General features: G+C 66.5%; 16 protein-coding genes. 5 read left to right on the top strand and 11 right to left on the bottom strand.

Translation table 11 applies throughout. The features are described from left to right. Positions 1-109 precede the first annotated feature (109 nt). The gene (locus DES44_RS14115; protein ID WP_232309936.1) at positions 110-667 is read left to right on the top strand and encodes a cytochrome b; all 558 of its coding nucleotides are present in this window, start codon (positions 110-112) and stop codon (positions 665-667) included. Positions 668-1137: 470 nt separating this feature from the next. On the opposite strand, the gene DES44_RS14105 is transcribed toward DES44_RS14115, so the two are convergent. Next, on the bottom strand, positions 1138-2184 hold the full coding sequence (locus DES44_RS14105; protein WP_083525370.1) for a zinc-binding dehydrogenase: 1047 nt from the start codon (positions 2182-2184) through the stop codon (positions 1138-1140). Further along, positions 2184-2708: a lactoylglutathione lyase family protein gene (locus DES44_RS14100; RefSeq protein WP_058934044.1), complete on the bottom strand. Its 525-nt coding sequence runs from the start codon at positions 2706-2708 to the stop codon at positions 2184-2186. The genes DES44_RS14105 and DES44_RS14100 overlap by 1 nt, the downstream gene beginning before the upstream one ends. A 73-nt stretch (positions 2709-2781) precedes the next feature. Here DES44_RS14100 and DES44_RS14095 point away from each other — a divergent pair, with 73 nt between their 5' ends. Continuing rightward, positions 2782-3651 (top strand): LysR family transcriptional regulator, encoded by an 870-nt coding sequence (locus DES44_RS14095; RefSeq protein ID WP_058934045.1) that lies wholly within the window; start codon positions 2782-2784, stop codon positions 3649-3651. A 19-nt stretch (positions 3652-3670) separates the two neighbouring features. Here the strand turns inward: DES44_RS14095 and DES44_RS14090 are convergent, their stop codons facing one another. From DES44_RS14090 to DES44_RS14070, 5 genes are all read right to left on the bottom strand, one after another. Further along, positions 3671-4474, bottom strand: coding sequence for a DeoR/GlpR family DNA-binding transcription regulator (locus DES44_RS14090; RefSeq protein WP_058934046.1), 804 nt, complete (start codon positions 4472-4474; stop codon positions 3671-3673). A gap of 141 nt (positions 4475-4615) precedes the next feature. After that, positions 4616-5593 (bottom strand): N-acetylglucosamine kinase, encoded by a 978-nt coding sequence (locus DES44_RS14085; RefSeq protein ID WP_058934047.1) that lies wholly within the window; start codon positions 5591-5593, stop codon positions 4616-4618. Then, a complete protein-coding gene (locus DES44_RS14080) occupies positions 5590-6804 on the bottom strand; it encodes an AgaS family sugar isomerase (RefSeq protein ID WP_058934048.1) in 1215 nt (404 codons plus the stop codon). The genes DES44_RS14085 and DES44_RS14080 overlap by 4 nt, the downstream gene beginning before the upstream one ends. A 25-nt stretch (positions 6805-6829) precedes the next feature. Next, complete coding sequence (locus tag DES44_RS14075) at positions 6830-8125, bottom strand: D-tagatose-bisphosphate aldolase, class II, non-catalytic subunit (RefSeq protein ID WP_116001619.1); 1296 nt, start codon at positions 8123-8125, stop codon at positions 6830-6832. After that, positions 8122-9036 carry a DMT family transporter gene (locus tag DES44_RS14070; RefSeq protein ID WP_058934049.1) on the bottom strand — a complete coding sequence of 305 codons (915 nt, stop codon included), beginning with the start codon at positions 9034-9036 and terminating at the stop codon, positions 8122-8124. The genes DES44_RS14075 and DES44_RS14070 overlap by 4 nt, the downstream gene beginning before the upstream one ends. 430 nt (positions 9037-9466) lie before the next feature. Here DES44_RS14070 and DES44_RS14065 point away from each other — a divergent pair, with 430 nt between their 5' ends. Genes DES44_RS14065 through DES44_RS14055 form a run of 3 tightly spaced genes read left to right on the top strand, consistent with a single transcriptional unit; the run spans position 9467 to position 16354 of the window. Then, on the top strand, positions 9467-12415 hold the full coding sequence (locus DES44_RS14065) for a TonB-dependent receptor (protein WP_083525371.1): 2949 nt from the start codon (positions 9467-9469) through the stop codon (positions 12413-12415). Positions 12416-12437: 22 nt separating this feature from the next. Then, positions 12438-13595 carry an amidohydrolase family protein gene (locus DES44_RS14060; protein ID WP_198164910.1) on the top strand — a complete coding sequence of 386 codons (1158 nt, stop codon included), beginning with the start codon at positions 12438-12440 and terminating at the stop codon, positions 13593-13595. Beyond that, complete coding sequence (locus tag DES44_RS14055; protein ID WP_116001617.1) at positions 13592-16354, top strand: alpha-galactosidase; 2763 nt, start codon at positions 13592-13594, stop codon at positions 16352-16354. Before DES44_RS14060 ends, DES44_RS14055 begins: the two co-directional genes overlap by 4 nt. Positions 16355-16423: 69 nt before the next feature. Here DES44_RS14055 and DES44_RS14050 read toward each other — a convergent pair whose 3' ends face one another. From DES44_RS14050 to DES44_RS14035, 4 genes are all read right to left on the bottom strand, one after another. Further along, entirely contained in the window at positions 16424-17263 is an 840-nt protein-coding gene (locus tag DES44_RS14050) for an endo alpha-1,4 polygalactosaminidase (RefSeq protein ID WP_083525372.1), read from the bottom strand. 518 nt (positions 17264-17781) lie between these two features. Further along, positions 17782-19218, bottom strand: a complete 1437-nt coding sequence (locus DES44_RS14045; RefSeq protein WP_083525373.1) for a M48 family metallopeptidase — start codon at positions 19216-19218, stop codon at positions 17782-17784. 177 nt (positions 19219-19395) lie between these two features. Further along, entirely contained in the window at positions 19396-21630 is a 2235-nt protein-coding gene (locus tag DES44_RS14040) for an ATP-binding protein (RefSeq protein ID WP_083525374.1), read from the bottom strand. Beyond that, a complete protein-coding gene (locus DES44_RS14035; protein WP_058934051.1) occupies positions 21627-22190 on the bottom strand; it encodes a response regulator in 564 nt (187 codons plus the stop codon). Before DES44_RS14035 ends, DES44_RS14040 begins: the two co-directional genes overlap by 4 nt. Between the last annotated feature and the right edge of the window lie 10 nt (positions 22191-22200).

The raw sequence follows: 22200 nt of genomic DNA, 5'->3' as shown, positions 1-22200 counted from the left end.
CGGCATTCAGGGCGCCGGCATGCGAGCGTGGGCGGCCAGCGCGGCCGCATCGACACCCCGTCAGCGTTAGCATTCGCCCCGTCCCTTCGACTTCCTCTGCATGCCGTCCATGACCTCCACCGCCCAGAAATACCCCCTGAGCATGCGCCTCCTCCACTGGCTGCGCGCCGCCGTCATCCTGGGTACCTTGCTGGTCGGCCTGCTGATGGTCAACCTGCCGGACGACGTCACTGCAAAGTTCGAGGCGCTCTACCCGAACCACAAGCAATTCGGCGTTCTGGCCTTGCTGCTGGTCCTCATCCAGGCGGTGCTTCGCATCCGCTTCCGGGCCCGTCTACCCGCCGATGGGGCCGGCCTCCAGCCCTGGGAACACAAGCTCTCGCACCTGACGCACAAGGCGCTTTATGCGCTCATGATCATCGTGCCGTTGATGGGCTATTCCATGTCCAGCACCTTCACACAGAGCGACGGGGTCCCGTTTTTCTTCTTCGGCCACCTGCCTGAACTGCTGCCCAAGAACGACCGCTGGTTCGAGGTCTTCCAACTCCTGCACCGCGTGCTGGCCTACACCCTGCTCGGGCTGATTGCGCTCCACATCGCCGGGGCCCTCAAGCACCGCTTCTTCGACAAGGATCCGCAGGCGGATGTTCTGAAACGAATGCTCTGAGGTCGGTGTCGACCTTCCGGCGGGTCGTACGCTGTTGAGAAGGGGCGCCGTCGTCAGAGACGGCGCCCCATGACTCAGCAGTGCCCCGTCTCAGCGCTGCTGCGCACACACAAGCAGTTGCCACCGGATCGGGCCTTGCCCCGGCACATGCTGGTGATGATTCTGCGGCGGCAGCACATGCCCTTTGGCAATGCCGATTTCATCGCCGCAGACAGCGCACCGATAGATGCCCGGGTTGGACGCGTCTGAACCGGGCGGAAGCAATGTGTCAAAGGCTTGATGCTGGGATTGGGTCAACAGCTGACCTTGCTTGTACAGAGCCATGAGGCAGTCCTCTCGTTCTGAAAGGTTGTCGCTTGAACAACCAAGTTGCAGGAGCCGGCCACCTTCACCGGCTAGCCTCAGTGGTGGGTTCCGCAAGCTTGATTCACTGCCCACCTTCCAGAACTAGCTCTTTTGCACTGCCGACCTCAGCGCATCTGCACCACCGGTTTTCCCGAGAAGCGTCGATGCTGCAAGTCCGCCAGCAGTTGCGACAGGCCGCTGAAATCCCGCACCTCGCGGTCCGGGATGTCCATCTGCCCATCGGCCACTTGCGCCAACATCTGCTCGCCCGCCTGCGTCAATTGCTTCCAGGCAAGGTCGTCGCCATGCACATGCAGGGCTCCCAAGGCCACCTCATGCATCGACAAGGTCAGCCCGAATGCCGCATTCGGCCAGGTCGGCACCCGGTCCTGGATACACACCAGATGACCGTTCGCTTGGAGGGAAGCCGACAGACGTTCCGCATGACTGCCACTGACCGTGTCGATCACCACCTGGAATTGGCGTCCGCCTGTCCAGCTTTGGCCATCGGCCAGCGGGCCCGCGATGCAGTGGTGGGCCCCCAACGCACGCAGCCGTTCGTGGTGACGGGCATTGGCCATCGCCGTGATGTCGAAGCCCCGTGAACGTGCCAACTGGATCAGGTAGTGGCCGACCGCGCCGCCAGCGCCGCTGATCAGCAGCGTGCGACCGGGTTGTGCAGGCACCTTCTCAATGGCTTGCCAGGCGGTCAGAGCGGGGCAGGGGAACGCCGCGGCTCTCTCCGCGGTCATGCCCTGCGGCAGGCGCATCAACGCGCGTGCCGGGACCGGTGCGTAGTCCGCAAAGCTGCCGTGACCGTGCAGGCTGGTGTGATAAGCCACTCGCTGCCCCAGCCAGTCCTGCGCCACGTCTGGCCCCACGGCCACGACTTCGCCGGCGCCATCCACGCCAGGAATGTGGCCGGGCTGCCAGGCGGTCAGGCCACCGCCCAGCACCTTCCAGTCCACGGGGTTCAATCCAATCGCGTCATTGCGCACCAGGACTTCGCCTGGGGCCAGTGGTTGCAAGGCCACTTCGTCCAGCGTGAGCGCAAGGGGGTCGGCGCTGCCGTGCCATCGCCACGCACGATAGTGGCTGGGTAAGGCGGCTGACGAACGGGTGGGGGCCGAAGCAGCTGCCGAAGTAGCGTTTGAGGAAAGACGATCACTCATCAGGACTCCTGGGAAGCAGCCGGCTGATAGGCGCCCGCTGCATAGGTCAGCTCGTAACTGTGGCTGTAGATTTCGAGGATGTTGCCGAAGGGGTCTTCCATGTAGACCATCCGGAAGGGCTTCTCACCGGGGAAATACTCCCGCACCGGCATCCGCTGCTTGCCGCCCGCGGCCACGATCTTTGCCGCCAGGCCTTCCACGTCGGGGTCCTGCACGCAGAAATGGAAGATGCCGGTCTTCCAGTACTCGAAGTTGTTGGCCGGCTTCTGCGCGTTGGGAAACTGGAAGATCTCCACGCCGATGCGGTCGCCGGTGGAGAGGTGGGCAATGCGGAAAGAGCCCCATCCGGCCCCAAACACGTCGGTGCACATCACGCCGATGGCGCTGCTGTCCTCGGTGATGGTGGTTGGGGGCATGATCAGATACCAGCCCATGACCTCGGTGTAGAACTGGACAGCCGCGTCGAGGTCGGTGACGGACAGTCCGATGTGCGAAAAACTGCGGGGGTAGGGATGTGTTTGCATGGTGCCGCCAGCGTAGGCGCACCGGGCCCAACTTTGCTCTAATGAACCCTTATCGACGGCATAAGAGTCTGTGATGGTGAACCCGCACTGGATGCGTTCGTTCCTGGCGGTGGTGGAGACCGGCGGGTTCACTCGGGCCGCCGACCGGCTCGGACTGACGCAGGCCGCGGTCAGCCAGCACCTGCGGCATCTGGAGGCGGAATTCGGCCCGCTGCTCATCCGCCATCCCAGGCTGATCGAATTGACTCCGGCGGGCCAGGCCCTGCGGGAATACGGGCAGGAAGTCGAATTCGCGGCCAAGCGCCTGAACAGTCGGTTGAGCGACGCCAGCCACACCAGCGGTGAACTCAGCCTCATCAGTCCCGGCAGCGTCGGCTTGGCCCTCTACCCCATCTTGCTCAGTCTCCAAAGTGCCCACCCTGGCCTGGTGGTGCGCCATCGCTTTGCGCCGGACCCCGAAGCACGGGAAGCGGTGCTGAGCAAGCAGTACGAACTGGGGCTGGTGACGCTCAAGCCGGAGGATGCGCGTCTCTCCGCTCATGCCTTTCTGCAGGAGCCGCTGGAGCTGGTGGTGCCGGCAGGGGAAGCTGTGGCGGGGTGGGCGGACCTGGAGCGTCTGGGGTTCATCGACCATCCCGATGGGCAGGCCATGGCCACCCGGCTGCTGACGCGCCAGTTGCCGGGCAACCCGGGCATCGGCCATCTTCCGAGCCGCGGGTTCAGCAATCAGATCGCGCTGATCCTCGAGCCGGTGTCGAGAGGCCTGGGGTTCACCGTCATTCCCCGCCACGCGCGTCAGGCGTTTGCGCGTCAGGACGCCATTCAGGTGGTCGAACTGGGGGAAGCCGTGTGGGACACGCTGTGGCTGATCCATCGCGCCGAATGGCCGCTGTCTGCCCGGGCGGCGTGGGCGGTGCAGCAGATCAAGGAGCGGTTGGGATAGGGGGAGCGGGGCGAAGCCATCAAGCCATCAACACGTCCACACCCCTGCGGCGCAGCTCGGCCACGATGGCCGGGTCCGCCTCGCTGTCGGTGATCAGCAGGTCCAACTGCTCCACCGGCGCAATCACCGACAGATTGCGCTTCATCAGCTTGGACGCATCCGCCACCGCCACCACCTGCCGGGCAATCTTCATCATCTGCGCATTGAGCTGTGCTTCCAGCAGATGGGGCGTCATCAGCCCGATGTCCGGGTCCAGGCTGTCCACGCCCAGGAACAGCCGGTCGGCATACAGGCTCTGCAAGGCCGTCACCGCCTGCGGGCCGGACAGCGAATAGGAATTCGGCCGCAGCAGCCCGCCCGGCATGATCACATTCACATTGGGCACGGTGGCCAATTGCACCGCGATGTTCAGCGCATTGGTGATCACATTCAGCGACCCCAGCCGCATGCCACGGATCTGCTTGGCGATCTCTTCGGTCGTCGAGCCGGAGTCCAGCAGGATGGTCTCGCCATCGCGGATCAGCTTGGCCGCTTCCTTGGCGATGCGCACCTTCTGCTCATGCCGCAGCTTCTGCTTGACGCTGATCGGCACTTCCTCGGTGTCCCGCTGGGCCAGTGCACCGCCGTGGGTGCGCAGCAGCACGCCGCTGGCGGCCAGCGCGTTCAGGTCGCTGCGGATGGTGACAACAGAAATACCAAACCGCTCCGCCAGCTCCTCCACGGTCACCCGACCCTGCGCCTGCACCTGTTCCTGGATCAGGCGGCGGCGCTCATCGATGAGCAGCGCGGACTCGGGTTTGTCGGGGACGATGGAGGCGGGCATTGGGCAGAGGGAGGTGCGCAGAACGTTCGGATCATATCGAGGCGGGACGGGGCTCGGGCGCGCATTGGCGTCAGTGCCCCGTGGCGGTGGTCGCCTGCGGTGTGTAGGGAACTGGCCCGGCGGATGTGCCCGGTGGCGCCGTCAGTCGGTCCCCTGCGGCACCAGCCGCTGACCGACCAGCCGCGCCGCATACATGGCGGCCCCCACATCCGGGCCAAAGGCAGGCGTGCGCAGCACCGCGCCGGGCAGGGCCTCGGCCAATCCCGCAGCCAGGGGCGCCAGGATCCGCTCCCCCGCCGCAAACACGCCGCCGGTGTAGGAGACGGGCAGCGAGGCGGATGCGGGGACTTCCAGCCGCCGCGCCACGCCCTTGGCCAGGGCGGCCAGCTCCTGCCCTGCGCGGGTGAACAGCGCCAGCGCCTGCTCGTCGCCCAGGTCTGCCGCCTGGGTCACCAGCCGCGCCAGTTGCGCCAGGGTGCTGCGTGCCCCTTCGCCATTGATGGCAGCGCAAAGGTCCAGGTCATGCTTTAGATCGAAATGCTCGCGCACCAGGCCCAGCAGCGGTCCCGGCTCGGCGCGCCCGTCCACCATCCGGGAGAACAGGGCCAACCCCTCCCGCGCCAGCCAGTAGGCAGAGCCTTCATCGCCGAAGACTTCGCCCCAACCGCCGCAGCGGGCGCGGTGACCCCGCCATTCCCCATAGGCGATCGAGCCGGTGCCCGCCACCAAACTGATGCCGTCGCCGCCAGCCAGTGAGCCGGCCCAGCTGCACACCATGTCGTTGCCGACGCGGCTGACCGGCAGCAGGTCCGACAGCAGCGCATCAAACGCGGGCAGCAGGGCGCTGTCCTCGCCATGGGCGGGCAGGCCAGCGAAGGCGGAGCGGACCTGATCGGGGCGCACTCCTGCGGCATTCAGCACCGTCGCCACCCCATCGCGCAGCAACCCACGCAGCGCGTCGAAGCCGGTCTCGAGGTAGTAGCTGGTGGGGCCGGTGTGCCGGGCCAGCACCCGGCCGTCTCCGGACATGAGCAGGAAGCTGGTCTTGGTGCCGCCGCCATCAATGCCCAGGTAGAGAGCGTCCTGAAGGCTCCCGGCGTCTGGATTGCGATCGTTCATGCGTGGGGTCGATCAAAGGGATGAATGGTCACGCCGCTCACCACGCGGGTGACGGTCCCGGAGGCGCTGGGATTGTCCGGCGTGATGCCCAGCCGCAGCGATGCCAGCAGGGCCAGGCATTGCGCGAAGACCAGCGACACCGGCGCCAGGCCGAGGTCCGGCGTGTCGTGCGGCAGGGCCAGCAGCACGTCGTCATCAGGCGCAGCGGGCAAAACCGGCGAGGCGGGCGAGGTGGGCGAGGCGCCCGCACCGTCCGGCGCCCGAGCGCCCAGGCTGATCACCCGGCCCCGCTGCTCACGGCGCAATTCGCGCAGCAGGTCCAGGTCGTAGCGGGCGGTGTAGGGGTCGGCGGACAGCAGCATCAGCACCAGGGTGCGGTCGTTGAGGATGGTCTTGGGGCCGTGGCGGAACCCCAGCGGGGAGTCTGCCAGGGCGACCACCTGTCCGTCGGTCAACTCCAGGATTTTGAGGGCGGCCTCGCGCGCCAGCCCTTGCAGGCCGTTGCTGCCCAGCACCACGATGCGCTCGAAGGCGCTGTCCGACAGGCTTTGCAGCCGGTCCGTCTCGGTCTCCAGCAGGTGCTGCGCGGCACGGCCCAGCACGTCGGCGCCCGGCAGCGGCAACTGAAAAGCCCAGGCCGCCGCCAGCAGCATGCCGGTGAAGCTGGATGTCATCGCAAAGGCGCGGTCATGGGTCTCGTCGGGCAGTTGCAGCACCAGCGCGTCCAGGCGCGACGACAGCTCGGTCGCCAGTTTGCCCTCGGCGGCGCAGGTCACGGCCAGGTGACGGCATTCGCGGCCCACCACCTGGTCCGCCAGCGCTACGGCTGCCAGGCTCTCCGGGCTATTGCCCGACCGCGCGAAGGAGACCAGCAGGGTCGGCACGCCCGGGGTCAGGCACTGCTGGGGATTGGAGACGATGTCGGTGGTGGCAATGGCCTCGACGCGCACGCCGGGCCGGTCGGCCAGCGCCTGCACCAGGGCCGGCGTCAAGCATTGCCCGATGAAGGCGGAGCTGCCCGCGCCGGTGAGCACAATCCGCGCGGCGGGCGCCGTCAGCAGCGGCGCCAGGAAGGTGTCCAGCTCCGCGCGGCGCGAGGCCACCAGCGTCTGCACTGTCTGCCAGACGGCGGGCTGCTGGGCGATCTCTCGGGCGGTGTGGGGGGCGCCGCGGCGCTCCAGGTCGGACGGGGTGAGGTGAAGCAGGGTCATGGTCAGTGTCGGGAAGGCCCGGCGCTCAGGCGGCGCAGGCGTGGAGATAAGGGCGCAGGGACTGGGCCGTGCCATCGCGCAGCAGTTCGACCGGGCGCAGACCCAGGCGGCCCTCGCGCACCGCTTCGTATTGGCGCGGCAGGTATTGGCTCAGCAGCGTGAGCGGCGGGGGGCTGGCCTCCAGGCGATGGATCAGCCGCGCACACGCCCGCTGCACCACCGGGTGGGCCCAGTAGTAGCGGATGCGGTCGCTGAGGCTGTAGGCCAGGTCCACCTGCAGGCGGGCCGGGTCCTGGTAGTAGGGCTTCCAGTGGGCCGGCTCGGCGCGCATCACCGTCAGCACGGTCTGGATCAGGCCGTCCTCGGCGCTGCGCGAGGGGCCCAGCCAGTCCTGCTCGATGGATGCCAGGGCCCAGAGCGTCTCTCGCAGCGCAAAGGTGGCGCCGGGGCCGACTTTGAGCACCGCAAAGTGGTCCTGCGCCAGCTGGGCCAGGCGGGACGGCGTCTGGTAGTCGGTGGAATGGGCTTCGAAGACCAGCCCCGGTTGCGTCTCGATGAAGGCGCTGAGCGCGCGGGCCTTGTCGGCACGGTAGTCGATCACCTTGTGATGGTCGAACTCCACCCCCGGTTGCACCACCATCGCGATGACCCGGGCCCAGGCCGACTCCAGGCCGGCTGCGGCAAAGGCGGCTTCGTGCAGGGACAACGTGGCGGCGGCAGCGTCCGGCGAGGTGACGGCCAGTTCGTCCAGGTCCTCATGCGCGCCGCCGGGCACCGGCACTTCGGTGCCGATGACATACACCGGCGGCTCCCCGGGGTCCAAGGCCTCGCGCCATGCTTGCTCGGCGGCTCGGCACAGCCGCACCGCGCGGGCGGCGATCTCCGGCTCGGGCAGCGGGACGGGGTCGTCGGCGCAGGACATCGAGCAGTCCAGGTGGATCTTGCGGAAGCCGGCGCTCACGTAGTCCGCCACCATCACTTCGGCCTTGGCCATGGCCACGGCAGCCGGCTGACTGCGCCAGGCATTGGGCCCCAGGTGGTCGCCGCCCAGGATGAGCTGGTCCGGCGGCAGGCCGTGCTCGGCCGCAATGGCCTGCACGAAGCGACGAAAGTTGGCCGGTTTCATGCCGGTGTAGCCACCTTCCTGGTTCACCTGGTTGGACGTGGCCTCGATCAAGGCGGGGCGGCCCAGCGCGGCACATTCGGCCACCGTGGCGGCAATGGCCACCGGATGGGCGGAGCAGACGGACGGGATGCCGACAGCGGGGCCGTCGGAGGGCGTGGCCTTGTGGCGACGCACCAGGTCGAGCATGAACTTCAAGCGGGCTCCTTGCGGACGTTCGAGTCGTCGGCGGCGGGCGTGCCGCCTTCGGGTTGCAGCGCGAGCAGCAGGGCGGCCAGCAAGGCCAGGGCGACACCGACCAGCTTGGGTCCGGACGGCGTGGCGCCGCTCAGCGCCATGGAAAGCAGGGCGGTCAGCAGCGGCGCGCCGGCATTGACCATGGGCGCCACCACCAGGGCCTTGCCCAGGCGGAAGGCATAGACCAGCGTCAGCGCGCCCACCGCGTTCAGCACCTGGATCAGTGCGGCTAGGCCCGGGCCGTTCCAACCCCAGGGAATCGGGCGGCTGAAGTCGGTCATCCACAGCGCCACCGGCACGCACAGCAGGGCGCTGACCATCATGTAGAAGAAGATGCTTTCGGCGCTGGCGGCGTTGTTGGCCGTCTTGAGGAAATACGCCTGCAGGCCCCACGCCAGCATCACCACCAGGGCCAGCACGAACCACAGCCCCAGCGGCTGGCCGGACTGGCCGAACTGGAAATCAAACAGCGGCAGTGCGCACAGCGCCAGCACGATGCCCGCCACGCCCAGCCGTCCCGTGCGCTCGCCCAGCAGGCCGAAGGACAGGGCAATCGTCACGGCCGGGGACAGCGACACGATCGGGAAGATCAGGTAAGCCGGCCCGGACTCCACCGCGCGGAACAGCAGCATCTGCCCGCCGGCGCCCAGCAGGCCCACCGCCAGGCCTTGCACCACGGCACGGCGGTCCCGCTGCAGCCGCCAGCCGGCACGGGCCAGCACGATCAGCGCCGGCGGAATCATGGTCAGGGCCCACACCGCGTAGACCAGCGTGTCCGGAAAACCTCGCTCCGAGGACAGCCCGGTCAAGGCGCCCCAGGCGCCCCAGAACAAGGTGGTGACCAGCGAATAGGTCAGCCAGTGACGTTGCATGGTGTGGACTTTCGAAGGGAGGGAATAAGGGATCTGGTTTTCGATCCGAAGCTTTCGAACGAAAGAATAGGCGAGGTGGATGAGAAACACAACGGAGGTGAGGCTTGTCCCGTCGATATCGGCGATAAAGCCGGGAAAACCCCGACCAATAGGCGAATGGACAGCGCGGCAATGCTTTCGAAATCTCTTGTAACGAAAACAAAAATGTCCGTAAAAACCATGTGCGAAATGATTCGAAAGGACTCGTAGACTTTCGTCAGACCGGCGACGCGCTCCTATCGTTCAGCGTCCGGCCCGCGTGCCTCCCCCGTCCGTTCCCTTCGGCGCGCTTCTGTAGAGCTCCCTGTTTTCGCTGTATTCGCTGTTTTCGCTGCCTCGGCCGCAACCGCCGCCTCCCCCGGCTGCCACGACACCAACGAAGGAATCTCTGATGTCTGCTCGAAAGCTCCCCGCGCCTGCCGTCCCCCTGGCGCCACCGCTGACCGCCGTCGCCCTGGCTGTGCTGGGCCTGGCGGCGTCGCTGTCCGCCGTCAGCCCGGCCTGGGCGCAGCAGGCCGCGCCTGCGCCGTCCGGCGCCGCATCTGCCGCCGCTTCGCCAGCCGCCGCATCTGCCGCTGCTTCCGCCGCCGCTTCCGCCCCGGACAGCAAGGATCCGAAGGACCGCGCCTCCACCCAGGGCGCCGACCAGACCCTGGACCGTGTCGAGATCAGCGGCACCCGCGCCAGCCTGCAGCGCTCGCTCAACCTCAAGCGCAATGCCGCCCTGGTGCAGGACAGCATCAGCGCTACCGAGCTGGGCCGCTTCCCCGACGACAACGTGGCTGATTCGCTCAGCCACATCACTGGCGTGTCGATCTCGCGCACGGCCGGCGGTGAAGGCCAGAAGGTCAGCGTTCGGGGCCTGGGCCCGGAGTACACCCTCACCACCTTCAACAACCGCATCCTGGCCACCGACGGCGAGGGGCGTGATTTCGCTTTCGACGTGCTGCCGTCGGACATCATCAACGGCGCCGATGTGGTGAAGTCCGCTCAGGCAGCAGTGATGGAAGGCGCCATCGGCGGCGTGGTCAACCTGCGCTCGGCCAGTCCCTTTGACCAGCCGGGCCAGCATGGCCTGCTGCGTGTGGAGGCGGACCGCAACACCATGAGCCGTCTCAACGGCGGCAAGCTGTCGGGCACCTACAGCAACACCTTCGGCTCGCAGGTGGGCGTTCTGCTGGGAGTTGTGTATGCCGACCGCAAGGTGCGCACCGACACCGCCGGCAACGACGGCGGCTGGACCCGCAATCCGATCAGCGACCCAGCGGCTAACTGGACCGGCAATGCCTGGGGCGGCAACATCGATCCCAACGGCAATGGCGTGCTGGACCCCGACGAAGAAGGCCTGATCGGCCCCGGGCAGTTCCGCGTTGGCTCGATCATGGAGCAGAAGAAACGGCTGGCCCTGTCCGGCAAGGTCGAATGGCGGCCGGCGGACAACCTCAAGCTGGTGGTCGATGGCATCCGCACGCGGCTGGACTCCCCGCAGGTCGGTTATCAGCAGTCGTTCTACACGCTGTTCTCACCGGGCCGCTGGTCCAACATGAAGGTCAGCAACGGCGTGGTGACCGGCTTCACCATGGACAACAGCGACCCTGAGCTGCGCCTGAATCCCGAGCTGCTGAACCTCACCACCCATCGTGTGGTGGACACCGCCCTGTACGGCGCCAATGCCGAGTGGAAGGCCACGGCCGACCTCAAGTTCAACGGCGACGTCTACACCTCCACCTCCAAGCGCCATTCCGGTGGGCAGGACACCTACACCGTCCTGCGCATGAACCAGCCCAATGTCACCACGGTGCAGCTGACCGGCTCGCAGGTGCCCAGCATCACCACCACGCTGGCGGATGGGCGGGATCTGGCACAGGGCCTGGCCGCGGGCCAATTCGGCGCCAGTGACTTCAACACCCATTACCTGGGCCTGTCCGGCGACAACATCGATGACCGCATCAACGGCATCAGCCTGAACGGCACCTGGACGCTGGACCGCTTCAACATCGACACCGTTCAATTCGGCATCAGCAGCACCCGCCGCAAGAAGAGCCGCGACCTGGTGGACAACGCCATCAATGGTGGCGAGAACTACTACTCCGGCGACAACGCCATCAATGTGGGCAGCCTGGGCGGCAATGTGCTGGACCAGAGCCTGCATCTGCCCAACTTCATGAGCGGGGTCAGCGGCAACTTCCCGCGCAGCTTCCTGGGCTTTGACGTGCCCAACTATCTGGCGGCCCTGCAGGCCTACAACGGCCAGCCACGCCCGGACGGCACGACCTACGACTTCAGCAAGGCCGCGCCGGTGTGGAACCCGCTGCAAAGCTACCGGGTGAAGGAAACCACCACCAGCGCCTTTGTGCAGGCCGACCTTTCTGGCGAGCGCTGGAATGCCGATGTGGGCGTGCGGCTGGTGCATACCAAAACGGCCTCCACCGCCTGGGACGCCAAGATCGTGGACCTGGTGGAAAACGGAGCCTTCAATTACACCGCCACCTATGCGGCGCCGACCTCGCTGGTGGAGACCGGCAGCTACACCTACGGCCTGCCGTCCGCCAACTTCGTCTGGCATTTCGACGACAAGCTGCAACTGCGCCTGGGCGCGGCCAAGACGATGGCGCGGCCGTCTGTGGAGCAGCTGGCGCCCACCAGCACCACCGCCAGCGTGGCCTGGGGCGACTTCACCCAGGTCTATGGCGGCAATGCCCAGATCAAGCCCTACAGCGCGCGTCAGTACGACGCCTCGCTGGAGTGGTACTACGCCCGCAACTCGGCCCTGACCTTCGCGGTGTTCCAAAAGAACATCAAGAACCAGATCACCACCAGCTGGCAGACCGGCGTTGACATCGGCGTGCCGGGGCATCTGTTCAATGTGCTCAAGCCGATCAACGGCGACAAGGCCCGTGTGCGCGGCATGGAAGTCGGCTTCCAGCATCTGTTCGACAACGGCTTCGGCCTGCGGGCGCAGTACACCCGCAACAACTCCCGCAGCTGGGTGGGCGGGGAAGAGCGTCCGCTGGAAGGCATTGCGCCGGCGACCTCGTCGCTGGGGGTGCTGTATGAGAAGGGCCCTTGGAGCCTGAGCGCCACCGCCGATCACACCGATGAATTCGTCAGCGCCATCAACGTGCTGGGCCCGGGGTTCAATGAGCGGGCCAAGGCCATCACCTGGCTGACGGCGCAGGCGGCGTATGAGGTCAACCAGTGGCTGCGCCTCTCGATCGAGGGTCGCAACCTCACCGATGCCAAGCAGTCCTACACCCTGGGCAATGGCAACATCGTGCTGCCGCAGGGCTACAACCGCTGGGGTCGCGCCTTCACCGTGGGCGCCAGCCTGAAGTTCTGATCTTGCGGAAAGCCTTTCAACAATGACCTTTCGTTCATTCACGATGTCGGCACGGTGGGCCGCTTCACCCTTGGCCGCAGCGCTGTTGGCGCTCAGCGTGGCTTCCCCAGCGCGAGCGGCGGAGCCACCCGCCAAGGCGCCTTCCGCGCAGGCGTCGCGTCCCTACACCATGGCCGACTTCGAGCGCGTGCCCAAGATCGACGCACACGTGCACCTTCACAACCCCGACCCGGCCTTTGTGCAGGCCGCGCGGCGCTTGAACTTCAAGCTGCTCACCATCAACGTCGACTACCCGGACTTTCCGCCGCTGGACGATCAGCAGCGGGTGGCGCTCTCGCTGCGCAAGTCCGTGCCTGGGACCATCGCCTGGGCGGTCAGCTTCTCCAGCGAGACCTCCGACCAGCCGGGCTGGCTGGAGGCCACCCGCGCGCGGGTGGATGCAGGCCTGGCGCAAGGCGCGGTGGGCGTGAAGGTGTGGAAGAACATCGGCATGAGCCTGCGCAATGCGCAAGGCGAGCTGGTGATGATTGATGACGCCCGCTTCAGCCCGCTATTCGACGACTTCGCGCAGCGCGGCATTGCCATGCTGGGTCACCAGGGCGAGCCCCACAACTGCTGGCTGCCGCTGGCGCAGATGACGGTCAACAATGACCGCGAGTACTTCAAGGCCCATCCGCAATACCACATGGCCCTGCATCCGGAGATGCCCAGCTGGGAAGCGCAGATGGCGGCGCGGGACCGCATGCTGACGGCCCATCCGGGGCTGCGCTTCATCGGCATGCACATGGCGTCCCTCGAGCGCAATGTCGATGAACTGGCCGACTTCCTGGACCGCTTTCCGCAGGCGAATGTGGACCTAGCCGCGCGCATCGGCCAGTTGCAGGCCCAGAGTCAGAAGGACCGAGAGAAGGTGAGACGCTTCATTGTGAAATACCAGGACCGGCTGATGTATGGCACCGACCTGGCGCAGGCCCCGGACCAGTCCGGCGCGGCCTTGCTCAAGGAGATGGTGCCGTTCTGGCGCATGCATTGGCGCTACTTCAACACTGCGGATCGCTTCAAGGTGGCCGACCTCGATGCGCCGGTGCAGGGCCTGGCCCTGCCGCGGGAGGTGGTGGACAAGCTCTACCACCGCAATGCGGAGCGCATCTACAGCGGCGGTTGGGAGGCGAAGCCATGACCGCGCGCCGTGCCTTCCTGCAATGGCTGGGTGCTGCGCCGGTCGCTGCCACCGTGCCGACCTGGGCCCGCTCTGCGGACAGCAGCGCCCATGGCCCGGCCTCCGCGCAGGCCGCCCGTCGTGAGGCCATCGGTCGCGGCCATGTCCGGCTGCAGGATGACCGGGTGTCGATCCAATTTGATGAGCAGATGCGTTCGCGACTGGTGCGCCGGGGAGGACCACGTCCGCTCCCGCTCACCGGCTTCGACGCTGGAGAAACCTTGCTGCTGGACGGCGGCAAGGCGGTGGATCGATTCACGCTCACGGCCGCCCATCCCGGCGAAGTGAAGACCCCCTGGGGCCCGGGCCAGCAATTGGTGGTCACCGGACGCTCCGCGACCGGCATTGAGAAGGCCGTCATTGTCACCCTCCTGGACCAGCATCCGGGCGTGCTGCTGATCCACACGGTCTTCACCAACACCGGTTCGACGCCACTGGCCGTGCAGGGCTGGACCGTGGGTGCGCACCGCCTGCTGGCTGCGCCGCGTCACGGGGGCGGCTGGTGGACCTACTCCGGCGCCACGCATCAGGACCGCCGCGACTGGATGCAGCCCGTCAAGCGGGGCTTCGACCAGCGCAACTTCATGGGCATGAATGCCTCCGACTATGGCGGCGGCACGCCGGTGGTGGATGTGTGGCGGCGAGACCTGGGTGTGGCCCTCGGCCATCTCGACCGCGTGCCCCGGCTCGTGTCCCTGCCGGTTCGCGCCGTCGGTGACCAGATCGACCTGGCCCTGCGCTGCGACGAGCCGACCTCGCTGGCGCCGGGCGCCACGCTGGCGACGCCCACCGCCTTCCTGCACCTGCACGACGGAGACTGCTTCGTCCCGCTGGACCGCTACCGGCAGTTGATGCTGGCCCAGGGCCTGGCGGCGCCGGAGCCGCCACGCAGCGCGCACGACGCCGTGTGGTGTGCCTGGGGCTATGAGCGCGACTTCTCGCTGGACTACGTCCGCGCCACCTTGCCCAAGGTGCAGGAACTCGGCCTCAAATGGGCGGTGCTGGACGACGGCTGGCAACGCGCCACCGGCGACTGGACGCTGGACCTGGCCAAGTTCCCCGGCGGCGAAGCGGACATCAAGGCGCTGGTGCAGGACATCCACGCCCGCGGCATGAAGGCGCGGCTCTGGATCGCGCCGCTGGCGGTCGCCCCCGGCAGCGATGAACTGCATGAGCACGCCGACCTGCTGCTGCTGGACAAGGACGGTGCGCCGCAGCTGGTGTCGTGGTGGAACAGCTTCTACCTCTGCCCGGCGCATCCGCAGACCCAGGCCCGCATTGCCGCGATCTTCCGAAAGATCATCGGGGACTGGGGCTTTGACGGGCTGAAGATCGACGGCCAGCACCTCAATGGCGTCGCGCCCTGCTACAACCCCAAGCACCAGCACGCCCGTCCGGAAGACGCTGTCGAGCAGATGGCTGCCTTCTACCGCACGATGTTCGAAGCCGCCCATGCGGTGAATCCGGAAGCGGTGGTGGAGGTGTGCCCCTGCGGCACCAGCTATGCCTTCCACAACATGCCCTTCATCGACCAGGCGCCGGCGAGCGACCCGCTGTCGAGCTGGCAGGTGCGGCACAAGGGCAAGGCCCTCAAGGCGCAGATGGGCCGCTGGTCCGCCTACGCGGGCGACCATGTGGAGCTGTCCACCGGCGGGCAGGACTTTGCCTCGGCGGTGGGGGTGGGTGCGGTGGTCTCCACCAAGTTCACCTGGCCGGTGGATCCCAAGCCCAAGGACTCCTTCCTGCTGACGCCGGAGCGCGAAGCCCACTGGCGCCGCTACATCGCGGCCCACAATGCCAAGGGTCTGTCCGACGGGACCTACCGCGGCGAGCTCTACGACATCGCCTTCGACCTGCCGGAGACCCACGTGGTGGAGAAGAACGGCGTCATGCATTACGCCTTCTATGCGCCGCGCTGGGAGGGTCCGGTGACGCTGCGCGGTCTGGGCCCAGGCACCTGGCGCCTGCGCGACTATGTGAACCACCAGGACCTTGGCACGGTGCAGGGTGAACGGCCCACGCTGAAGCTGCGGTTTGAAGAGCATCTGCTGATCGAGGCGACGCGGGTGACGCAGGATTCGCGTCCCACGGCGCGATCGTCACGGGTGCCGGCGCGCTGGCTGGACCGGGAAGGGTTCCCGGTGGCCACGGCCTGGAGCGATGCGCCGGCCAGCTTCTTTGCGCATGACTGGCAGGGGCGGCCGCTCGCCGGAGCGCAGTCCACCCGGGTGCAACTGCTGCATGACGACCGCATGCTGTACCTGCGCTTCATCAGCCGCTACCAGCAGCTCGCCACCCACGAGCGGGCCTTGTCGGCGACGGACATCTACCCGCTGTGGGACCGGGATGTGGTGGAGGTGTTTGTGCAGGCGCCGCAGGATGCCGGCACCTCGCGCTATCGGGAACTGCAGGTGGCGCCCAGCGGCCTGATGCAGGAGATCGACATCGGTGAGACGAAGCGGCAGCGGGTGCTCAACCGGTCGCGCGCGCGGGCCTCGGTCCAGGCGGAGCAGCGGCTGTGGACGGCAGAGCTGGCAGTGCCGTGGCAGACGGTCGGCGGCGGCAGCGCCTCCGGGGCCTTGCCCGAGGGCTGGCGGTTGAATTTCTTCCGGATCGAAGGCCCGGCCGGCGCCCGGATGTATTCGGCCTGGAATCCCACCGGAACGGAGAAGCCGAACTTCCATGTGCCGCAGGCGTTTGGGCAGTTGAGGCTCGGCTGAGGTTCAGCTGAGGGTGGATGGAAAGGCCTCGACGGGAGGGATCCCGGCGAGGCCTTCTTCATGACCGCATTACTTGCGCACGGTGGGCGCGAAGCAGGCGTAGCGGTAGGTGTCGTCCAGCTCCAGGGCCAGCACCAGCGTCTTGATGCCTGCGGCATTCATCGAGCTGCACAGCTTGTCCCGCGCCTGCTTTTTGTTGGTGCGGTACTTGGAGGCATATTCCGCATTGAACACCGGCTTGCCCTTGCTGGTGAACACCGAATAGCCGCCGCATTCGCTGTATTCATTGCATTGCTCATTGAGTGCCATGTCGAAATAGGGCTCCAGCGCGCTGAGCTGGTCCACGTCATTCTTCAATGCAATCGCCAGGCCCCGGCTATGGGCGGCATTGGCCAGGAACTTGTTGTAGTCCAACTGGTGGGCGGCCGTCAGCGGGAAACCGGTGGTGTTGCTGTAGCCGTCCACGTTGTCGGGCTCCACGCCGTCGCAGCCCTTGGAGCGGGCCGTATCCAGGCGGCTGAGCATGATGTTGCGCACATTGGTGGACCGGATGTCCAGCCACCATTCCCCTTCCCATTCCGGATCCAGCGGCTTGCCGTAGTCGGTGCTCTGGAACGAGTTCTTGTCGGCACGCCAGTTCTCGTAGCTGCCGGCGGAGAAGTAGCACACCACCTTGCGGCCCTGGGCCTTCAGCGCATTGATCTGAGTGACGCTGGTGTCGAACAGGTCCACGTCATACACATCGGCGGCGTAGCTGGTGTTGATCTTGCCCTTGAGCTGCCATTGCCAGGTGGTGTTGGCGCCCGGTTTCCACCAGGTCTGGGCCTGTGCGTTCATGGTCCCCATGCCGGCGGACAGCAGGGCGAGGGAAGCGCACAGCTTCCAGAGGCGGCGGGTGGTTGTGGTCATTGAGGAATCCTCCGTATGCGGCGCAAGGCCGGGGTTGAGTGTCCCGAGGTGCGAGTCGCTGCGTTTCTGAGGCGTTGGCGGAGTCCGCGTGCATGGCCGGTTCCGAGGGTTTGATGACTGCAGCAGGATATTGCTTTCGGTTTCGATTGAATCGAAAACGACACTGCATTCATTAACGACCTCGGAGATCACGCATTCATGAAAGAAAAGCCAATCGCCATCGGACTGAGGTCGATTCAGTGCCTCGGGCGGGGTGGTTTCTATCATTGCGATTTGGCTTTCACAACTTTCGCTCAATGACCATTTCGAAAGTGGAAAACAGGCTCAATGAGGGAGGGCTTCCGTTAAATGGTTGATCCATAAGCTCAGTCGCTCATGGAGGCGCGCCACGCTTGGCGACAGTGCCGTGAAACGCCGATCAATTTGTCACCAATGAAACCGGGCTCACCGCATCGCAGGGCGCAATGCCGACAGGCGCGCGGTGTGGCCGCGCCTGTCGGTCATTGCCACTCAGGCCCTCAGGGACGAGCGTTGGCCGGCGTGTTCATGGCCTCGCGCCACCGCATGGCCGCAAAGATGCGTGCTCGGGTGCTCGGGTGGCTGTAGAACCAGACCTCTTCCAGCGGGCCAGGGTCCGCCTTGCGGTACTCGACCAGGCGCAGCTGACCCTCGGCAAAGGCCAGCGGCTCCCGGGACAGCGCCAGGCCGAACTGGTCCGCCTCCGCCTCCTGCACCCGGATCATGGTGTTGGTGATCGGCGTGGCCAGGGCAAAGAAGACCGAGAAGATGGCCATCAGCAGCGGCAGACCCGCGATGTCCGCCACGTCGTCCACGCCGGAGGCGGACGACGTGCGCCGCAGCATCCGGTTCATCACCTCCTTGGCCACCAGGAAGGCGGCGAACACCACCAGTCCCAGCATCAGCAGCATCTTGGGGATGTGGTTGAGCACGTAGTGGCCGATCTCATGGCCCGTCACCGCGCGGATCTCCGGCTCGGTCGTGCGACGCAGCAGGTTGTCGTTCAGGCGGATGGCGGCGGTGCCAAAGAGGCCCGACACATTCGCACTCACCTTGGTCGTCTGACGGGACGCATCGAACACCAGCACATCGTCGGCCGGCACACCCGTGGCATGGGCCATCCGCAGCAGCGATTGCTTCAGCGGCCCGTCCTCCACCGGCTTGTAGGTGTTGAACATTGGCTCGAACACGACTGGCGAAATGGCAATCACCAGGGTCAGCAGGGCCATGGCCCCGGCTGTTCCCCAGGCCCACCAATGCTGGCGGGCGCGGCGCATCAGCGCGTAGAGTCCAACGAAGGCCACCGCGCCGATCAGCAGATTGATGAGGCTGGCCACCGTCCAGTCCACCATCCATGCGCCCAGGGTCTGGGTCGCCATGTTGTAGGCATGCTCGCGCCACCATTCCTCATAGACGGTGAGCGGCAGGCTGACCAGGGTGCCGATGCCCAGGTAAACGGCCGAGAACAGGAAATCCCGGGGCAGCGGGCCGCGGCCCACGCGCGTGGCCCAGTCCCGCACCCGCGCGGTGCGTCGCCCCGACATCCACACCGCCGCCACCACCAGGCCCAGCAGCAGGTGCCACAGCTGCAGCCAGTAGCCGCCTTCGTAATAGTCGTTGGATCGCGTGAGCACGTCGGCAGGAATGCGGTCCATGTAGGCCTGGGTGGCGGCCTTGGCATCCAGTGGCAGCGACTGGCGCCAGGCGTCGTCCACCGGCTGGACCTTGAACCAGGAAGACTTGGCGATGGCTTCGGCCGTCTGGGCCTGCGCCTGGGCTTGCGTCTGCGCTTGAGTCTGGTCTAGAGGCTGTGTCTGGGCCCGGGTTTGCTCCGGCGTTTGGGTTTGGCCCTGGGCCGATGCGGCGGTCGGCCCTGCCGCCATGACGGTCAACACCACGCTCATCGCCAGCGCGGTGATCCATTGTCTTTGTTTCATTCTCCCTCCCGGAGCATGCGTGAAAGGACGGCATTCTTAAGGCTCCAGGTTTTGCCCAAGGGGCGGCATTCGACGAATTGCGCGGCGGAGGCGACAGAACGCCTGGACAACGGATCGACCGCAATGCGCTCGCGACAAGAGTAGGGTGAGGCGGGCCGCCCTGGGGCGCCCTGGGGCTCAGGCTCGAACCGCGTCGCGCGTCCCCGCAAGGCCCGTTTTGCTGGCCTGGGCAGGGCCCTGAGCCGATCCCGAGGGGGCCGTCGCCATGGCAGGCGCAGCTGCACTGCCTGGATCCCCCGGCGGCTTCACCGGAATCCACACCCGGAAGGTCGTGCCAACACCGGGCGTGCTGTCCACTTCAATGCGCCCCGCATGTTTCTGGATGATGGAATAGGACAGCGACAACCCGAGCCCCGTGCCCTTGCCCACCGGCTTGGTGGTGAAGAAGGGCTCGAAGATACGCCGCCGCACCTCTTCCGACATGCCGATGCCGGTGTCCTCCACCTCGATCCGGACCCACTCGCCTTCGACCGCCGTGCGCAGCCGGATTTCGCCGCGCTGCGGGATGGCATGCGCGGCATTGACGATCAGGTTCATGAAGACCTGGTTGAGCTGCGCCGCAATGCAACGCACCGGCGGCAGGTCGCCGTAGTCGCGCCGGACGTCCGCCTTGTACTTCACCTCGTTCATCACGACATTGAGCGTGGAGTCCAGACCCGCATTGAGATTGGCGTCCTGCCATTCCGCATGGTCCACGCGGGAGAAGTCCTTCAGGTCCTGCACGATCTTCTTCACCCGCACCAGGCCATCCTCGCTTTCATCGAGGAGTTGCGGCAGGTCTTCCTTGACGAATTCCAGATCGATGCGCTGGTCCAGCGCCTGCAGGTCACGGGCGGCCGGGTCGGGCAGGCTGTGCGGCGGCAGCTGACGCAACTCGTCCAGCAGCGCGAACACCGGCTCCACATAACCGCGCAGCGTGTGCAGGTTGGAGCTGACAAAGCCGATGGGGTTGTTGATTTCATGCGCCACGCCAGCGGCCAACTGGCCGATGGACGCCATCTTCTCCGCCTGCAGCAGCTGGTTCTGCGCTTCCTCCAGCCGGGTGTTGGTGGACTTGATGCGCTCGAAGTTTTCCTCCAGCGCCATTTGCACCCGGCGTTCTTCGGTGCGGTCCTGAAGCAGCCACCAGGTCTGTGTGTCGGCCGCCTGGGGGTTGGCCACATAGGCGATCAGTTGCACCCACAGCCGCTTCCCCTTGGCCGACACCAGCTCCATCTCATGCCGCAGCGACTCGCCCCGATTCAGGACGGGTGTGGCCACTTCCACCAGCGAATGCAGGGCTTCATCCGTCGGAAAGAAACGACGCGTGCGTTGGCCCGCGGCCGGTTCATCCTCCAGCTCAAACATGTCGGCGAACTTGCGGTTGCCGCGCAGGATGCGGCTGCCTTGCGTGGTGATGATGCCCACCGACGCATTCTCCAGAAACGCTTCGAGCTCATGGTGGGTCAGCAGCAGCTCGGCGGTGCGTTCGGCCACCAGCTCTTCCAGCTGATCCCGGTGGCGGCGCAGCTCTTCGTCCGAGCGCCGCCGCTGGGTCACGTCCTGCAAGGTCTCGATGGCGCCCACCACCGTGCCCTGCGCGTCCATCAGCGGGGCGGCGGTGAAGAACAGCCAGCGGCCACCGTCGCCCATGTCCGGGAAGAAGGCTTCCACCTCATACGCGTTGTCGACGATGGCCGAGCGGCGGCAGGCGCCGTCGTAGGCCTTGTCGTAGTCCTGCGGCGTCGCGCCGTGGATGATCATGTCCGACAGCAGCGGGCGGCGCTCGGGGTAGAAGGCCGTCCATGCCTCGTCTCCGCCCAGCATGTCCATGCTGTCCCGGCCGGTGAGCTTGGCGCAGGCCGCATTCCAGTGGGTCACCCGATGCTCGGCATCCAGCACGAAGCTGGCCACCGGACTGTTCTCGATGATCTGGTGCAGCACGCGGCCGACGGTGAGCAAGCTGGTTTGCACATAGCGGATGTCGCTCAGGTCCTGCATGGTCAGCACGTTGAAGGCTCGACCCTCCAGCAGGAAGGCACGGGCCGTCAGTTCCAGCACCCGAACCGCGCCGCTGGCGGTCAGGGCTTCCACCTCGAAGGCGGGCGGCTGCCGGTCCACCTGCACCAGCGCGCCGTGGGCATAGTCCCGCAGCGGCTGCTGATCGTCCGAGGTCGCCCATCCGTCGATCGGCATGGCCGCCAGGCTCACGTCGTCGTAGCCCAGCAGTCGCAGGGCCGCGCCGTTGGCATAGACGATGCGCGTCTCGTCATGCACCAGCACCGGCGCCATGACCGCTTCCCAGGCGCCATGCAGTGCATCGGGCAGGACAGGAGGCCACACGCTGGCGGCCGTCGGCATGAGCGTGTTCATAGGCGCACTTCACCGGGATCTTCCAGGATGAACGACCCGTCGTCGTCCCACTGCACCTGCGTCAGGCCCGGCTCCAGCAGCTCCAGCCGTTTGAGTTCGGCCTCCTGGGCGGTCAGCCGCCCCTGCTGCACCCGCACCAGGTCCGCCAGGCGCTGGTTCTCCAGCATCACGTCCCGCATCTGCAGCACCTGCCGCACCGAACACAGCAGGTCCAGGTCCACCCAGGGCTTGCCGATGAAACGCACGATGCCGGCATCGTTGAGGCCGCGTACCAGTGCATCCATGTCGGCATAGCCGGAGACGATCATCCGCTGGCAGTCCGGTTGCAGCGCTCGCAGTCCGGTGAGGAACTCCACCCCGTTCATCACCGGCATGCGGTAGTCGGAGATCGCCAGCGCATACACATGGCGCCGCGCCTGCTCCAGCGCTTCGGCGCCGTTGCTGCATTCATCGACGGCATAACGCTCGCCGCCGGGCGTGGTCAGTCCTTGACGGATCAGGCGGTTCAGCGCGTGGAGGATGCCGGGCTCATCGTCCACGATCAGGATGCGTTCTTGCATGCAGGGCTCC

This window comes from Roseateles depolymerans (assembly GCF_003387155.1).
Lineage (GTDB): Bacteria > Pseudomonadota > Gammaproteobacteria > Burkholderiales > Burkholderiaceae_C > Roseateles > Roseateles depolymerans.
The sequence above is the reverse complement of the archived record's forward strand: the minus strand, read 5'-3'. Positions and strand labels throughout refer to the sequence as shown.

Bases quoted from the DNA above. Each gene is read 5' to 3' on its own strand.
- DES44_RS14090 (WP_058934046.1), bottom strand. From the start codon at position 4,474: ATGCCCGCCTCCATCGTCCCCGACAAACCCGAGTCCGCGCTGCTCATC.
- DES44_RS14085 (WP_058934047.1), bottom strand. From the start codon at position 5,593: ATGAACGATCGCAATCCAGACGCCGGGAGCCTTCAGGACGCTCTCTAC.
- DES44_RS14060 (WP_198164910.1), top strand. From the start codon at position 12,438: ATGACCTTTCGTTCATTCACGATGTCGGCACGGTGGGCCGCTTCACCC.
- DES44_RS14115 (WP_232309936.1), top strand. From the start codon at position 110: ATGACCTCCACCGCCCAGAAATACCCCCTGAGCATGCGCCTCCTCCAC.
- DES44_RS14105 (WP_083525370.1), bottom strand. From the start codon at position 2,184: ATGAGTGATCGTCTTTCCTCAAACGCTACTTCGGCAGCTGCTTCGGCC.
- DES44_RS14040 (WP_083525374.1), bottom strand. From the start codon at position 21,630: ATGAACACGCTCATGCCGACGGCCGCCAGCGTGTGGCCTCCTGTCCTG.
- DES44_RS14095 (WP_058934045.1), top strand. From the start codon at position 2,782: ATGGTGAACCCGCACTGGATGCGTTCGTTCCTGGCGGTGGTGGAGACC.
- DES44_RS14055 (WP_116001617.1), top strand. From the start codon at position 13,592: ATGACCGCGCGCCGTGCCTTCCTGCAATGGCTGGGTGCTGCGCCGGTC.
- DES44_RS14065 (WP_083525371.1), top strand. From the start codon at position 9,467: ATGTCTGCTCGAAAGCTCCCCGCGCCTGCCGTCCCCCTGGCGCCACCG.
- DES44_RS14050 (WP_083525372.1), bottom strand. From the start codon at position 17,263: ATGACCACAACCACCCGCCGCCTCTGGAAGCTGTGCGCTTCCCTCGCC.
- DES44_RS14100 (WP_058934044.1), bottom strand. From the start codon at position 2,708: ATGCAAACACATCCCTACCCCCGCAGTTTTTCGCACATCGGACTGTCC.
- DES44_RS14070 (WP_058934049.1), bottom strand. From the start codon at position 9,036: ATGCAACGTCACTGGCTGACCTATTCGCTGGTCACCACCTTGTTCTGG.
- DES44_RS14045 (WP_083525373.1), bottom strand. From the start codon at position 19,218: ATGAAACAAAGACAATGGATCACCGCGCTGGCGATGAGCGTGGTGTTG.
- DES44_RS14080 (WP_058934048.1), bottom strand. From the start codon at position 6,804: ATGACCCTGCTTCACCTCACCCCGTCCGACCTGGAGCGCCGCGGCGCC.
- DES44_RS14035 (WP_058934051.1), bottom strand. From the start codon at position 22,190: ATGCAAGAACGCATCCTGATCGTGGACGATGAGCCCGGCATCCTCCAC.